Annotated in this window: 16 protein-coding genes; 6 read left to right on the top strand and 10 right to left on the bottom strand. The window is 64.0% G+C overall.

Features of this window, described 5'->3' with window-relative positions:
- Positions 1-10 precede the first annotated feature (10 nt).
- Together ACJ8PI_RS11235 and gabD are read right to left on the bottom strand one after the other, a co-directional pair.
- Positions 11-424, bottom strand: a complete 414-nt coding sequence (locus tag ACJ8PI_RS11235; protein WP_060430512.1) for a GyrI-like domain-containing protein — start codon at positions 422-424, stop codon at positions 11-13.
- Positions 425-525: 101 nt separating this feature from the next.
- Positions 526-2,001, bottom strand: coding sequence for an NADP-dependent succinate-semialdehyde dehydrogenase (gene gabD, locus ACJ8PI_RS11230; protein WP_164134316.1), 1,476 nt, complete (start codon positions 1,999-2,001; stop codon positions 526-528).
- A 211-nt stretch (positions 2,002-2,212) separates the two neighbouring features.
- On the opposite strand from gabD, the gene ACJ8PI_RS11225 reads away from it, so the two are divergent.
- Positions 2,213-2,428 (top strand): glycogen synthesis protein, encoded by a 216-nt coding sequence (locus tag ACJ8PI_RS11225; protein ID WP_164134317.1) that lies wholly within the window; start codon positions 2,213-2,215, stop codon positions 2,426-2,428.
- A 38-nt stretch (positions 2,429-2,466) separates the two neighbouring features.
- Here the strand turns inward: ACJ8PI_RS11225 and ACJ8PI_RS11220 are convergent, their stop codons facing one another.
- Together ACJ8PI_RS11220 and ACJ8PI_RS11215 are read right to left on the bottom strand one after the other, a co-directional pair.
- The gene (locus ACJ8PI_RS11220) at positions 2,467-3,381 is read right to left on the bottom strand and encodes a pyridoxamine 5'-phosphate oxidase family protein (RefSeq protein WP_164134318.1); all 915 of its coding nucleotides are present in this window, start codon (positions 3,379-3,381) and stop codon (positions 2,467-2,469) included.
- A gap of 4 nt (positions 3,382-3,385) precedes the next feature.
- Positions 3,386-4,003, bottom strand: coding sequence for a glutathione S-transferase family protein (locus ACJ8PI_RS11215; protein ID WP_033647870.1), 618 nt, complete (start codon positions 4,001-4,003; stop codon positions 3,386-3,388).
- Positions 4,004-4,101: 98 nt separating this feature from the next.
- Here ACJ8PI_RS11215 and ACJ8PI_RS11210 point away from each other — a divergent pair, with 98 nt between their 5' ends.
- The 5 genes from ACJ8PI_RS11210 to ACJ8PI_RS11190 all read left to right on the top strand — a co-directional run bounded on the left by ACJ8PI_RS11210 (position 4,102) and on the right by ACJ8PI_RS11190 (position 8,025).
- Entirely contained in the window at positions 4,102-5,013 is a 912-nt protein-coding gene (locus ACJ8PI_RS11210) for a LysR family transcriptional regulator (protein WP_033647869.1), read from the top strand.
- A 147-nt stretch (positions 5,014-5,160) separates the two neighbouring features.
- The gene (locus ACJ8PI_RS11205) at positions 5,161-5,958 is read left to right on the top strand and encodes an alpha/beta hydrolase (RefSeq protein ID WP_164134319.1); all 798 of its coding nucleotides are present in this window, start codon (positions 5,161-5,163) and stop codon (positions 5,956-5,958) included.
- Between the two features lies 1 nt (position 5,959).
- A complete protein-coding gene (locus tag ACJ8PI_RS11200) occupies positions 5,960-6,331 on the top strand; it encodes a RidA family protein (protein ID WP_060427364.1) in 372 nt (123 codons plus the stop codon).
- 58 nt (positions 6,332-6,389) lie between these two features.
- Positions 6,390-6,572, top strand: a complete 183-nt coding sequence (locus ACJ8PI_RS11195; protein WP_072265542.1) for a hypothetical protein — start codon at positions 6,390-6,392, stop codon at positions 6,570-6,572.
- 55 nt (positions 6,573-6,627) lie between these two features.
- Positions 6,628-8,025 (top strand): amino acid permease, encoded by a 1,398-nt coding sequence (locus tag ACJ8PI_RS11190; protein WP_049197280.1) that lies wholly within the window; start codon positions 6,628-6,630, stop codon positions 8,023-8,025.
- A gap of 38 nt (positions 8,026-8,063) precedes the next feature.
- Here ACJ8PI_RS11190 and paaY read toward each other — a convergent pair whose 3' ends face one another.
- The 6 genes from paaY to ACJ8PI_RS11160 form a co-directional block, all read right to left on the bottom strand.
- Positions 8,064-8,660: a phenylacetic acid degradation protein PaaY gene (gene paaY / locus ACJ8PI_RS11185; RefSeq protein WP_033635110.1), complete on the bottom strand. Its 597-nt coding sequence runs from the start codon at positions 8,658-8,660 to the stop codon at positions 8,064-8,066.
- Between the two features lie 12 nt (positions 8,661-8,672).
- On the bottom strand, positions 8,673-9,611 hold the full coding sequence (gene paaX, locus ACJ8PI_RS11180; RefSeq protein ID WP_033647864.1) for a phenylacetic acid degradation operon negative regulatory protein PaaX: 939 nt from the start codon (positions 9,609-9,611) through the stop codon (positions 8,673-8,675).
- A gap of 78 nt (positions 9,612-9,689) precedes the next feature.
- Positions 9,690-10,997, bottom strand: coding sequence for a phenylacetate--CoA ligase PaaK (gene paaK / locus ACJ8PI_RS11175; protein ID WP_033635108.1), 1,308 nt, complete (start codon positions 10,995-10,997; stop codon positions 9,690-9,692).
- A gap of 15 nt (positions 10,998-11,012) precedes the next feature.
- Positions 11,013-12,218 (bottom strand): 3-oxoadipyl-CoA thiolase, encoded by a 1,206-nt coding sequence (gene pcaF, locus ACJ8PI_RS11170; RefSeq protein ID WP_164134320.1) that lies wholly within the window; start codon positions 12,216-12,218, stop codon positions 11,013-11,015.
- The gene (gene paaI, locus ACJ8PI_RS11165) at positions 12,215-12,655 is read right to left on the bottom strand and encodes a hydroxyphenylacetyl-CoA thioesterase PaaI (RefSeq protein WP_047730362.1); all 441 of its coding nucleotides are present in this window, start codon (positions 12,653-12,655) and stop codon (positions 12,215-12,217) included. Before paaI ends, pcaF begins: the two co-directional genes overlap by 4 nt.
- Entirely contained in the window at positions 12,652-14,181 is a 1,530-nt protein-coding gene (locus ACJ8PI_RS11160; RefSeq protein ID WP_164134321.1) for a 3-hydroxyacyl-CoA dehydrogenase, read from the bottom strand. The genes paaI and ACJ8PI_RS11160 overlap by 4 nt, the downstream gene beginning before the upstream one ends.
- Position 14,182 lies beyond the last annotated feature (1 nt).

The following is a 14,182-nucleotide window of genomic DNA, read 5'->3' as shown; positions in this document are numbered from 1 at the left end:
CACTGTTACGTTAGCGGCAGCCGATATGGATATCGACCGCCTCGGGGCCGGTATAGGCTTCGAAGTCGGTCAGGAAGCGGCGTTCGATTTCCGGGTGTTGCTCGAAGTAGGCCCAGATGGCTTGCCAGCCTGCGATAACCGCCGCCGGCATGGCGCCACGGGCCTGGAACACCAGATAGCGGCCGGGTTGGATGTGCAAACCGCTCTCTGCCGCGCTGCCGGCGGTGACGTCAAACGGCCCGCCGGCGTCGGAGGCGTAGTTGGAGTAGACCCCATAGACCGGCGTGGTGGGTGAGGTGGCGAAAAAGTCTGACCACAGCGCCGGGATTTTTGCCGTCTCGGGCCGGGTTTCGTCCTGATTGGTGGTTCTGACCGTTTGGCCGGCGACGTAAAAGCCGGGCAGCTGTACCACGAGAGGTTGCATACTGGAAATTCCTTTTAACCGTTCGAACGAGAGGCCTAAAGGTAGCAAAGACTCTCCAAAACCGCCAGGCAGGGCCCCCGCAGGCGCGGGAGCCCATCGCATCAGGCGCCCAAACCGCCAAGGCACAGATATTTGATTTCAAGATAGTCTTCGATGCCGTATTTTGAGCCTTCGCGCCCCAAACCTGAGTGCTTCATGCCGCCGAACGGCGCCACCTCGGTGGAGATCAGCCCTTCGTTGATGCCGACGATGCCGTACTCCAGCGCTTCGGCCACGCGCATCACCCGGCCGATGTCGCGGCTGTAGAAGTAAGCGGCCAGGCCGAACGGCGTGTCGTTGGCCAGTTCGACGGCGTCGGCCTCGTGGCTGAAGCGGATCAGGGGCGCCACCGGGCCGAACGTCTCCTCGCGGAAGATTTTCGCCGTGCGCGGCACATCGGTCAGGATGGTCGGGGTGAAGAAATTGCCGCCCAGCGCGTCAGGCTTGCCGCCCAGCAGCACCGATGCGCCGTGTTCGACGGCGTCGGCGATATGCTCGCGCACTTTCTCCACTGCGTCCGGGTTAATCAGCGGGCCGATGGTGACGCCCTCATCCAGCCCGTTGCCGACTTTCAGCTTGGCGACGGCGGCTTTCAGTTTGGCGGCGAAGGCGTCGTATACGCCGTCCTGCACCAGAAAACGGTTGGTGCAGACGCAGGTCTGGCCGGCGTTGCGGTATTTCGAGGCGACCGCGCCGGCCACGGCGGCGTCCAGATCGGCGTCGTCGAACACGATAAACGGCGCGTTGCCGCCCAGCTCCATGCTGGTTTTCTTGATGGTGGGCGCGCACTGGGCCAGCAGCTGCGCGCCGACTTCGGTGCTGCCGGTGAAGGAGAGTTTACGCACATCCGGGTTGGCGGTGAGTTCGCCGCCGATGCCCTTGCTGGGGCCGGTGATCATGTTGCACACCCCGGCGGGCAGCCCGGCGCGCTCCGCCAGCACGGCGATCGCCAGCGCCGAGAACGGCGTCTGGCTGGCGGGGCGGATCACCCCGGTACAGCCGGCGGCCCAGCCGGGGCCGGCTTTGCGGGTGATCATCGCCGCCGGGAAGTTCCACGGGGTGATGGCGGCGAACACGCCGATCGGCTCTTTCTGCACGATAATGCGGCGACCGGCCTGCGGCTGCGGAATGGTGTCGCCATAGACCCGCTTGCCTTCCTCGGCGAACCATTCGATAAAGGAGGCGGCATAGGCGATCTCACCGCGGCTTTCAGCCAGCGGTTTACCCTGTTCCGCCGTCATGATGCGTGCCAGATCGTCCTGATTTTCCATCATCAGTTCAAACAGCCGCCGCAGTTTGCCGGCGCGTTCTTTGGCGGTCAGCGCACGCCAGGCGGGCTGCGCCTTCTTGGCGGCGGCGATGGCGCGCGCGGTTTCTTCGGCGCCGAAGGCCGGCACGTGGCCGACCAGCTCGCCGTTGGCGGGATTATGAATGGCGATCGAACGGCCTGCTTGGGCCGGCAACCATTGCCCGTCGATGTAATTGGCCTCGCGGAACAGCGTGGGATCCTTGAGGGTAGCGCTAATGCTGGTGCTCATTGTTCTCTTCCTTTGCTGAGTTCAACAGAATGGTCTATCCCATACGGCTACCCTTTACCCTAGCAAACTTTGCCGCCGCCGTTTGCCAGCGTGGCGACAAGATGAGCGTTTTCTTTATGCGCACCTTCTGTATAAAAAATATCCGCCGCCGGGCCGATACTGAAAGAGCAGGCATATGACCCTTTTCGATGTGATTAAAAGGAGTGTGCGAATGATGAAATCAGTGGACAGACATCTCGCGGCCTACGGCAGCGAAATGGATTTTTTGGCGTCGAGCATCGCCCTGATGGAATGGCAAGGGCGGCAGATTGACGCCGGGCAGGTGGCCGGCAATATGTCGGAACAGCAAAGCCGCCTGTTCTTTGTGCGGTTGCGTTATTTTCGTCAGCTTTATCAGGCCGCATCGGCGGCCGAACACAGCCTGTAATCTTCCGATTCAGCCCCGCCGCAGCGGGGCTTTTCATTTCAGCGGCGCCACACCCCGGTCGCCAGCGTTGCCGGCGAATACTCCAGATCGCGTCCCCGCCACGGCAGCGCCGCCGCAAAACGCCAGGCGCGGTGAACGTCAAACCGCCAATAGCGTTCCGCCCCTTCAACGCCGGGATGTCCTTCCGCCTGCCAGAGGATCTGCGTTTTTCCCTGCAGATGCAGCACGTCGCCGCGCTCAAAATCGATGAACAGCAGCGCCGCCCGCGGTTCGGCCAGCAGGTTGCCCAACGTATTCATATAGCGGTTGCCGCGAAAGTCCGGCATCCACAGCGTGTCGCCTGCCAGATGGATAAAGCCGGGGCGGCCGCCGCGATGGGAAATATCGACGCCGCCCTGCGCCAGTTCCAGGTGCGCGCCGCTGGCGACGAAGCTGGTGTCCGCGGTGCGGACCAGCGCCTGCGCCGCCGCATCGAGCGAAGCTAAATGCTCAACCGGCTGTGGCCGGCTCTCCACCGGGTAGAGTTCGCGGCGCTGAATGTACTGCGGGCAGTTGCCGAAGCTTTGGTGAACGACGATCTCCACCCGGTTTTTGTCGGTGCGGCCGACGGTGCCGTTGGCGCGGTTGCGCCGCCGGTTGCTGAAGTCGAGCCCGAGCGCGCCGACCGGTTTACCGGGCAGCAACAGCGCCTGGGCGGGATCGTCGCTGCGGCGCGGCGCGCTGATGCGCAGGTGCGTGTCGTCCGGCGTGCGTAAAAACCCGGGCGGGCCGCTGAACAGGGTGGCGATGGGCCAGCCCTGTTCGTCCTCCGTGGCGACGAACAGGTAGGGCAACGCGGCGAAAAACGCGCGGTGCTGATCCGGCATCGCGGGGTAGATGCCGCCGCCCACGCGATCGAAACCGGCCAGCGTTTGCGCGCGCAGCTCATCGGGGTGGAACCGCTGCGAGATCATGGCGTCAGCTCGCCGCCGGTTCCGGCAGGGCCGGCATGGCGAAGAAGCCGGGAAGCGCCGCGATGCTCGCCACCCAGCGGCGTATGGCGGGGTAAGGCGCCAGCGAAATGCCGCCTTCGGCCGCGACCGCCACATAGCTGTAGCAGGCCAGATCGGCGATGGTCGCCTGTTCGCCGGCCAGATAGCCGCGCTCGCTCAGGTGCTGCTCCATCTGCGGCAGAAAACGATCGCTGATTGCCCGCGCCGCCTGATAATCCTCCGGCACGGCGAACTGGGCGATCAGCCGGCAGGAGGCCGGGCCGTAGCGCACTTCACCGGCGGCTTTGGAAAGCCAGGCCTGCACTCGCGCCGCCGCCGCCGGCTGTTCCGGCAGCCAGTGGCTGTTCGGCGCATAGCGCTTCACCAGATAGACCAGAATGGCGTTGCTGTCGGCCAGCGTCAGATCGCCGTCCTGCAAGACCGGGATCTGGCCGAACGGGTTGAGCCGGCGAAAGGCCGCGCTCTGGCGTACCTCCGCCGAGGCTTCTACCCATTCATAGGGCAGCGCCAGCATGCGCAGCAGCAACGCCACGCGGTGAACGTGGCCGGAAAGCGGGGTGCCGTAGAGGGTGATGGTGGACATGGCGTTTCTCCTCACTGTTTTTTTTCAGCATACTCTTGCGGCGAATGAGCGGAATCCGGCAATGTGGAAATTGATAATTTCATTTTTCGGAAGAGTCTATGGATCGGTTAGACGAGTTGGCCATCTTCGTGGCGGTGGTGCAGCAGGGTAGCCTGGCGGCGGCCGGGCGCAAACTGCGGCGCTCGGCGCCGGCGATCACCCGGGCGATCGCCGCGCTGGAACAGCGTTTCGGCACCCGACTGGTGGAACGCACCACCCGGCGGCTGGCGCCTACCGAAGCGGGCGTGCGGTTGCTGGAGCGCGCGCAACAGCTGCTGCAGGATTATCAGGCGGTGGTGCAGGATACCGCCGAAGCGCAGCTGAGCGGCTTGCTGCGCGTCACCTCGCCGGTGCAGTTCGGCCGCCGCTACGTGGCGCCAGTGGTGATGGCGTTTCTCGATGACTATCCGCAGATGCAGATCGAAATGGTGTTGAACGATCGCAATCTCGATCTGATCGACGAAGGATTGGATATCGCGGTGCGCATCGGTCATCTGCAGGACTCTTCCCGCGTGGCGCGGCGGCTGGGGCAGGTCAGCCGGGTGACGGTCGCCAGCCCGGCTTACCTGGCGCGCTGCGGCGAGCCGCGCTCGCCGGCGCAGCTGGCGGAGCACGCCACCATCGTTGGCACCCAGCGGCCGTCGCTGCGCGAATGGCGCTTCGGCCCGCAGGAAAACGGCGAGCGCGTGCGCTTGGCTCCCCGGCTGTTGCTCAACGACGTGGAGGCGCAGCTGCTGGCGGTGCGCGCCGGCAAGGGCATCGCCCGGCTGCTCTCGTATCAGGTAGCGGACGATCTGGCCGCCGGCACGCTGGTACGGCTGCTGGCGGACCATGAACCGTTGCCGATGCCGGTACAGCTGGTGGCGCAGCAGGCGCAGCGCATGCCGCTGAAGGTGCGCGCCTTTTGGGATTATGCGTTTGAACGGCTCAGCGCATTGCCGCAAATTCAGCCGGACGGGCGGGGAAAATAAGCGCGAAAAGTTTCATGGGTTAAACTTTTTCGCCGCCTGTCTCATTTTATTTTACCGGGCGCGCATTGCTGATGCGCCCATCTTGACAATAATGTTGCCGGTGCTAATAGTTAATTCATATCTTAAATAATAAACGAAGTTTAATATATGAAACAACTTGCGGGGAGCTATGACAACGGCGCCACGGTGGATAATGAAGACGCTATTTTGACTTCATTTCAAACTCGCAGCGCGGCTATTTATCATCAGGCTAAGCATGAAAAGAATATTGCGTATGGCGAAAGCGAACGCGAGACGTTTGATTGGCTTTATTCTGCAAAGCAGCACCAGGGCACGTTAATTTTTATTCACGGCGGCTATTGGCAATGCTGCGATAAGGCAGATTTCGCCTTTATCGCCGCCGGGCCGTTGGCGTTGGGTTTTGACGTGGTGCTGGTGGAATATGCGCTGGCGCCGGCGGTTAATCTTGACGCTATTTGTCGCCAGGTGGGGGCGGCGCTTGATGCTATTCAGCGCCGTCTGCCGCCGCACTATGCCCATCCGGTGCATCTGTGCGGCCATTCCGCCGGCGGGCATCTGGCGGCGTTTTGGCAGCGGCATGCGTTGGTGGATGCGGTCTTTCCCGTCAGCGGCCTGTTCGAACTGGCGCCGCTGCAAGAGAGCTATGTCAACCGGGCGCTGCAGCTGACCGCGCGGCAGATTGAAACGCTCAGCCCGGCGCGTCACCCGCCGGCGCGCAGTAAGCCGCTCACGTTGTATTACGGCGCTGATGAGCTGCCGGAACTGATCGGCCAGTCGCAGCACTATCATGCGGCGCTGCGCCAAGGCGGGCTGCCGGCCGATCTGGTCGCGGTGCCCGGCGCCAATCATTTCACCATTCTGGATGCGTTGTTCGCCGCCGACGGCGCGCTGCTTCGCCAACTTCACCACCACGGGAACCACTGACATGCGCGAAATCGTAGCGACCGGGCTGCCGGAGATCGGCCAGCCTTTTTCCTGGGCCACCCGGGGCGGCGGCATGCTGTTTACCGCCCACGGCCCGGTGCGGGCGGACGGCAGCATCGAAACCGGCGCGCCTGAGCAACAGATTGCGTTAACCTTCGACAACCTGGCCCAGACGCTGAAGGCGGCGGGCAGCCACAGCGATAAGGTGCTGCAGGTAATAGTTTATCTCACCGACGTTAACGACGTTAAATTGCTCGATGATATTTACCGGAAATACTTTAATTATCCTTATCCCAATCGCTCCACGGTTATTGTCGAAAAATTGGTGGTGCCGGGAATGAAAATAGAAATTACCGTCAGCGCCATCGCCTGATTTAATTTCTCATTAAGTCCGTATTCATATTAATTCAATAACGAGTTAAGGATGCGTCATGTTTAAACAGATTGCACCTTCCGCGGCCGATTCTGTTCCATCGCTGATGGGTGTCTATTTGCAGGATCCCAATCCGCAAAAAGTGAATTTAGGCATTGGCCTCTATTACGACCGGCAGCATGATTTTCGCCCGGCCGCATGTGCTTGCCGGGGCTCAACCCCGGCAATATCGACTACGTGACCGCCGCCATTCTCGACGTCACCCGTACCGTCTAACTTCGCCCGGGAACCCAGCCATGCCACAGATGAATGATTTTGAGCATATCGCCCGCCGTCAGGGCGGGTTGAACAAGCATCTTACCGCCGGGCAGATGTCGATGCTGGCGATCGGCGGCGCCATCGGCACCGGGCTGTTTCTCGGCAGCGCCTACGCCATTCAGATGGCGGGGCCGGCGGTATTGCTGAGCTACCTGATCGGCGGCGTTATTGCGCTGCTGTTGATGGGGTGCCTGGCGGAAATGACCTCCGAACACCCGACGCCCGGCTCGTTCGGCGACTATGCCGAATTCTACCTCGGCCCGCTGTTCGGTTTTCTGGTGCGTTATTCCTACTGGTCTTGCGTGGTGCTGGCGGTGGGCACCGAAGTTACCGCCATCGGCATGTACATGCAGTTCTGGTTCCCGGCGACGCCGACCTGGCCGTGGGTGCTGCTGTTCTCGGCGGCGGTGATCGTCGTCAATGTGATCGGCGTGAAGTCGTTCGGCCAGGTGGAATACGCGCTGTCCACCGTCAAAGTGACGGCGATCGTGGCGTTCATTCTGATCGGTCTCGGCATGCTGGCGTTCTCGGGCAACCCGGCCTACGGCCTGCGCAACCTGACCGCCGGCGGCTTCATGCCGTTTGGCGTCAAGGGCATGTGGTTCGCAACGATCGTGTCTATCTTCAGCTACCTGAGCATTGAAATGATCGCGGTGGCCGCCGGCGAGGCGAAAAATCCGGTGATTGCGGTGAAGGCGGCGTTCAAGGGCACACTCGTGCGGCTGTTCATCTTCTACATGCTGTCGATCGCCCTGATGCTGGCCATCGTGCCCTGGCGCCAGTCCGGCACCGGCGAAAGCCCGTTCCTGATGGCGATGAACGTCATCCATCTGCCCGCCGCCGCCGGTATTTTCAACTTTATCGTGCTGGTGGCGGCGCTGTCGGCGATGAACAGCCAGCTGTATATCACCACCCGCATGATGTTCTCGCTGTCGCGCGCCGGGCAGGCGCCGGCGGCATTGGGGCGCGTCAGCCGGCGCGGCATTCCGGTCAATGCGTTGGCGATGTCGTGCATCGGCATCGTGGTGTCTATCGTGCTGAGCCTGGTGGCGCCGGAAACCTCGTTCGCCGCCATGATGTCCATTTCGGTGTATGGCGCCTGCTTTACCTGGCTGATGATTTTCGTCACCCATCTGTTCTTCCGCCGCCGGCACCGGCAGACCCACCTGAAATTCCGCATGTGGGGGTTCCCCTATACCACCTTGCTGGGCGCCGGGCTGATGGCGGCGCTGATGATCTCGACCGCGTTTACCGAATTCTTCCGCATGACACTGTGGTTCGGTATTCCGTTCACCTTGCTGCTGGTGGCGGCCTACCGCTTCCAAAGCCGCCGCGCGGCGGCGCCGTCGCCGTTCAAGGCGCCGGAGGTGGAGTAATGCGGGAGAGGGGCTGAGGCGCGCCTCAGCCCCGGGGATTACAGCTGGCTTTTCGGGATCAGGTGGTCGCCGAAGCTCAGGCGCTGGCGGCCCGGTTCGATTTCGGTCAGCGGCGCCACTTCGCGCAGCGAGGATTTGCAGCGCTGAACCAGATCCTGATATTCGCGGGTGCCGGCGATCTTCCAGGCCAGTTCTTGCTCGGTCAGATCGCGCAACACGCGCGCCGGGCTGCCGACCACCAGCTTGTTGGCTTCGAGAGTCGCCGCGGCTTTGACGAACGCCATCGCGCCGACGATGGTGTTCTCGCCGATCTCCGCGCCGTCCATCACCACCGCATTCATGCCCACCATCGCATTGCGGCGAATGCGACAGCCGTGCAGGATGGCGCCGTGGCCGATATGGCCGTCTTCTTCCACCACCGTGTCCTGCTGCGGGAAGCCGTGCATCACGCAGTTGTCCTGAATGTTGGCGCCGTCGCAGATCACCAGGCGGCCAAAATCGCCGCGCAGGCTGGCGTTCGGGCCGATGTACACGTGTTTGCCGACGATCACGTCGCCGATCAGCACCGCCGTCGGGTGCACGTAACTGCTGGGGTCAACGACCGGCGTCAGGCCGTCAATCTGATACACAGGCATAGCGTGAGTTCCTTAATATGTAGGGTCGCGCGGCAGGCCGCCGAAGCGCCGATAGTAGCCGGCGGCCGGCGCGGGCAGGGCGCCGATGGTGGTTTCCGCCAGCGCGCTGACGTACTCCGTTGCGGCGCGATCGACCTGCTGATAAAGATTGATGCACAGGTTGCGGGCGATCTGGCCCTCCCACTGCGCGGGCAGCAGCGCGTCCGGCAGCAGCGGATCTTTCAACACCACGCGACGGAAGAAGTGAATCAATAATAGCTTAATCTGGAAACAGCGCAGCGGCGTCAGCGCCGCCGGATCGACTTCGCGCAGCAGCGCCATCAGCGGCCGGAAGGAGACGATAAACTCGTGATAGCCGGCCGCCACCTCGCTCAGCGACCAGCAGTCGGCCACCAATTTCTGCAGGGTTTGCTCGGAGCGGTTGTAGGGATAATCGGCGCGGAAATAAATCACCTGCTCGCTGGCGTTCAGCTCGCCGAGCAGCGCCGTCACGTCGGTTTGCGCATGGGTGGGAGCGGCCATCAGGTTGCTGGCGATTTGCCCGAACCCGAGCCAGCCCAGCTCTTTTTTCAGCCGCGCACGCGCGTTTTTTTCGGCGCTTTCCAGCAGCAACAGCTCCCACTTGCCGTCCCAGGCGGGCTGCTCGCGCAAATAGATTTTCGATTCGGCGTGGCGGAACTGGCGCATTCCCTGCTCGGTCACGCGGTAGAAGCTGCGGCGGCCTATTTTCTCCACCGCCAGCCACCCTTCTTTTTGCAGGCGGAACACCGAGGTGCGCACGAAGCGATCGCCGAAGCCGAAGGCCTCCAGCAGCGCGCTCAGGCTGCCGAGCCACACTTCGCCGCCGCGGTGGCTGAGCGCGTCGCCGTACAGCGAAATGATCAGCGAGGTGCCGCTGATCGGCTGCGCGTCGACGGCATGGCGAATGAACTCATCCAGTTTATGTTCCATATTTTTCCATGGGTTAGCATTCGATGAGCCATAACATTACCATAATTTAAGGCGGCGTCATCCGTGACGCCGTGCGCCTCAGCGCGGCCGCAAATCGACCACGCGCTGCGCTTTGCCTTCCGAGCGCGGAATATCGCCGCAGTTGGCGATGCTGACGTCGGTGCTGACGCCCACGATCGATTTGATGTGGTGGCGCAGCTGGTGGCAGATGTCGCAACGCTGCTGGTGGCTGAGGCTGAGCGCCGATTCTTTCAGCTCGACGCGCACCGCCAGCGTGTCCAGGTGCCCGCTGCGGCTGACCTGCAGCTGGTAGTGCGGCGACAGCTGCTCGAACTGCATGATCTGCTCTTCTACCTGCGACGGGAAGACGTTGACGCCGCGGATGATCAGCATGTCGTCGGAGCGGCCGGTGATCTTGCCCATGCGGCGCATCTGGCGTGCGTCGCCCGGCAGCAGCCGGGTGAGATCGCGGGTGCGGTAGCGGATCACCGGCAGCGCCTCTTTGGTCAGGGTGGTGAACACCAGTTCGCCGTGTTCGCCGTCCGGCAGGGCGACGCCGGTTTCCGGGCAGATGATCTCCGGCAGGAAGTGGTCTTCCCAAATGGTGGGGCCGCCGCCGCTTTCCAGGCACTCCATCGCCACGCCCGGCCCCATCACTTCCGACAGGCCGTAAATGTCCAGAGCCTTGATGCCCATGCGGGTTTCGATTTCGTGGCGCAGGGCTTCGGTCCAGGGTTCGGCGCCGAACACGCCGAGCCGCAGCGAGCAGCCGCGCGCGTCGCCGCCCATCTTGCGTTCCAGCTCGTCGATCAGCGTCAGGCAATAGGACGGCGTCACCATGATGATGTCGGGTTTGAAATCGAGGATCAGCTGCGCCTGGCGTTCCGTCTGGCCGCCGGACATCGGGATCACCGTCGCGCCGAGCCGCTCCGCGCCGTAGTGCGCGCCAAGGCCGCCGGTGAACAGGCCGTAACCGTAGGCGACGTGCACCTTGTCTTTGGCGGTGGCGCCGCCGGCGCGCAGGCAGCGGGCGACGATATCGGCCCAGTTATCGATGTCGCGCTGGGTGTAACCCACCACCGTCGGCCGGCCGGTGGTGCCCGAGGAGGCGTGGATGCGCACCACCTGTTCCATCGGCACCGCGAAGGTGTCGAACGGGTAGTTGTCGCGCAGATCCTGCTTGGTGGTGTAGGGGAAGCGCGCCAGATCGCTCAGCTGTTTGAGATCGTCGGGGTGCACGCCGGCCTGGTCGAATTTGCGTTTGTACATCGGCACATTGTCGTAGGCGTGGTGCAGCGTCCACTTCAGACGCGCCAACTGCAACGCTTCAATCTCATCGCGCGAGGCGAATTCGATCGTTTCGAGGGGCTGTGGATTTATTGTCATGGTTAGCCTCAGGGGTCAGACACGCTCAATGATCATGGCGATGCCCTGGCCGACGCCGATGCACATGGTGCAAAGCGCGTAGCGGCCGGCTCGCCGTTCCAGTTCAAACAGGGCGGACAGCGCCAGGCGCGCGCCGCTCATGCCCAGCGGATGTCCCAGAGCGATCGCGCCGCCGTTGGGGTTGACCTGCGGGGCATCGTCCGGCAGGCCAAGCTGGCGCATCACCGCCAGCGCCTGGGCGGCGAACGCTTCGTTCAGTTCGATAACGTCCATCTGCGCCAGGCTCAGCCCGGCGATTTCCAGCACCTTGCGGGTGGCGGGCAGCGGGCCGATGCCCATCAGCCGCGGCTCCACGCCGCAGGTGGCGGTGGCAACGATGCGCGCGCGCGGCGTCAGCCCCTGGCGCGCCGCCATCGCTTCGGAGGCGACGATCAGCGCCGCCGCACCGTCGTTCAGGCCCGAGGCGTTGCCGGCGGTGACGCTGCCGGGCTGACGGAACGGGGTTTTCAGCGCCTGCAGCTGCTCGAAGGTGGTGTCGGGGCGCGGGTGTTCATCCTGGCTAAACAGCGTCACCGCACCTTTTTTGCCGCTGAGGCTGACGGGGGCTATTTCCTGCGCCAGGTGGCCCAGCGCCTGCGCCCGGGCGGCGCGCTGCTGGCTGCGCAGCGCAAAGGCGTCCTGATCGGCACGGCTGATGTTGAACTGCGCCGCGACGTTTTCGGCGGTCTCCGGCATCGAATCGGTGCCGAACTCGGCCTGCATCCGCGGATTGACGAAGCGCCAGCCGAGGGTGGTGTCGTACAGCTGCGCCTGGCGGCTGAAGGCGCTGTCGGCCTTGCCCATCACCAGCGGCGCACGGGTCATCGATTCCGCGCCGCCCGCCAGCAGCAGCCCGGCGTCGCCGGCCTTGATGCTGCGCGCCGCCATCGCCAGCGCATCCAGGCCCGATCCGCACAGGCGGTTTACCGTGGTGCCGGAAACGCCGACCGGCAATCCGGCCAGCAGCAGCGCCATGCGCGCCAGGTTGCGGTTGTCTTCCCCGGCCTGGTTGGCGCAGCCGAGGATCACGTCGTCCAGCTGCGCCCAATCCACCTGCGGATGGCGTTCCAACAGCACGCGCAGCGGCAGGGCGGCGAGGTCGTCGGCGCGCACCTGGGCCAGCGCGCCGCCATAGCGGCCGATCGGGGTGCGCACGCCGTCGCAGATAAATGCCTGATTCATGCCTGATCTCCTAAAATGCTGTGGCCGAGGCGGTGCGCGCGGCCGCGGAACCAGGCGACGGTTTTGCCCCGTTGGTTAACGATCTCGACGTCATACAGCCCGGTGGCTTTGCCCTGATGGCGCATCTCCGCGCTGGCGGTGAGGCGGTCGCCGGCCAGCGCCGGGCGGACGAAGTCGATGCTGCAGCCGGAGGCCACCGCCGCCAACCCCTGGCTGTTGCAGGCGTAGGCGAAGGCGGTGTCCGCCAGGCTGAACAGCTGGCCGCCGTGGCAGGTCTGGTGGCCGTTGAGCATCTGCGGGCCGACGGTCATGCTGACCTGAGCGTATCCGGCGTCGACGGCGTCGATGTGCATTCCCATCGCCTGAGCGCAGGTATCTTGCTGGAACATCTGTTCGGCGCAGCGCTGAGCCAGCGCGCGCGGCGTATTGGCGTTCATCGTTCGGCTCCTGGGAAAGAGGCGGGGGAAGCGTAGCGGCGCAGCAGCGGCATTGGGCGATAGCGCGCTTCGCCGTAATAGCGTTGCAGGTTTTCCAGCGTCGCCAGAATGTGGCACCAGCCGAGCGCGGCGCCCCAGGCCAGCGGGCCGCGCGGATAGTTGACGCCGCGCAGCATCGCCAGATCGGTATCTTCGTCGCTGGCGACGCCTTTGTTCACCACGTCGAGCGCTTCGTTGGCCAGCATGGCCAGGGTGCGCATCGTCAGCAGGCCGGGGTAATCCGGCAGTTGAATGACCTGCTTGCCAAGGGACTGCAACAGGCGAATCGCTTTGGCATTGTGTTGCGCATCGTTTTGCGCCGCGCAGCTGATGGCGATGGCGGAAGCGTGCGCATAGTCGGCACAGAGATCGAACAGCACCACGGGCGTTCCACGTTCGTCGGCCAGTTGGCCGGCGGTTTTACCATTGGTTAACATCAGTGTAACGTCGTCGATCGTGACGTGCGGGCTGGTCTGGCCGGGTTGTTTGATCGCCCCCGCATTTTCGCTTAACAGTTCCGCCAAATCGGCCAGCGAAGACCAGTCGCCGTGCAGCGTAACGCGTTGCGGCAATGCGGCCTGCGCCGGAGGCGCAAAGGCGATCGGGGCGGCGGATCGCGGTGCGTCGTAGCGGTAGAAACCGCGGCCGGACTTGCGGCCGAGGCGCCCGGCCGCCACCAGTTCCTGCTGCACCAGTGAGGGCGTGAAGCGCGGATCCTGATAGAAGGCCTGATACACCGATTCGGTCACGGCGTAATTGACGTCCTGGCCGATCAGATCGGTCAACTGCAGCGGGCCCATGGCGAAACCGCCGGCGTCGCGCAATACCGCGTCCAGCGTGGCGGCGTCGGCCACCCGTTCTTCCAGCGCGCGCAGGGTTTCGGCATAGAACGGCCGCGCCACGCGGTTGACGATAAATCCGGGCGTCGAGCGGCACACGACGCTTTGCTTACCCCAGCGCTGCGCCAGAGCCTGCAGCGCGGCGAGGGTATCGGTACCGGTCTCCAGACCGCTGACGATCTCCACCAGTTTCATCAGCGGCGCCGGGTTGAAGAAGTGCAGCCCGGCCATGCGCTGCGGGTATTGCAGTGCGCCGGCGATGGCGGTGATCGACAGCGAAGAGGTATTGCTTACGAACAGCGTCGTGGGCGAGCAGATCGCCTCCAGATCGCGAAACAGGCTCTGCTTAATCGCCAAATTTTCCGCCACCGCTTCAATCACCAGCGTGCAGTCGGCCAGCTGCTCGAGCGAGTCGGCGCGTTCGAGGCGCGCCAGCAGCGCTTCGGTGGGCGCGGCGTCGGCCTTGCCGCCGTCTACCCGCTGGCGCAGGCGGCGAGCGAGATCGTCGATCGCGCGCTGGGCGGCGGCGGGCGCGATATCGAACAGCCGCACCGGGTGGCCGGCGGCGGCGGCCACCTGGGCGATGCCGATGCCCATGGTGCCGGCGCCGATCACCGCCACCTGGCCGTTAATAAGGGGCGCGTTCATG

This window comes from Serratia sp. CY82433, assembly GCF_052166535.1.
GTDB lineage: Bacteria > Pseudomonadota > Gammaproteobacteria > Enterobacterales > Enterobacteriaceae > Serratia > Serratia sarumanii.
This window is presented reverse-complemented; position numbering and strand designations above follow the sequence as displayed.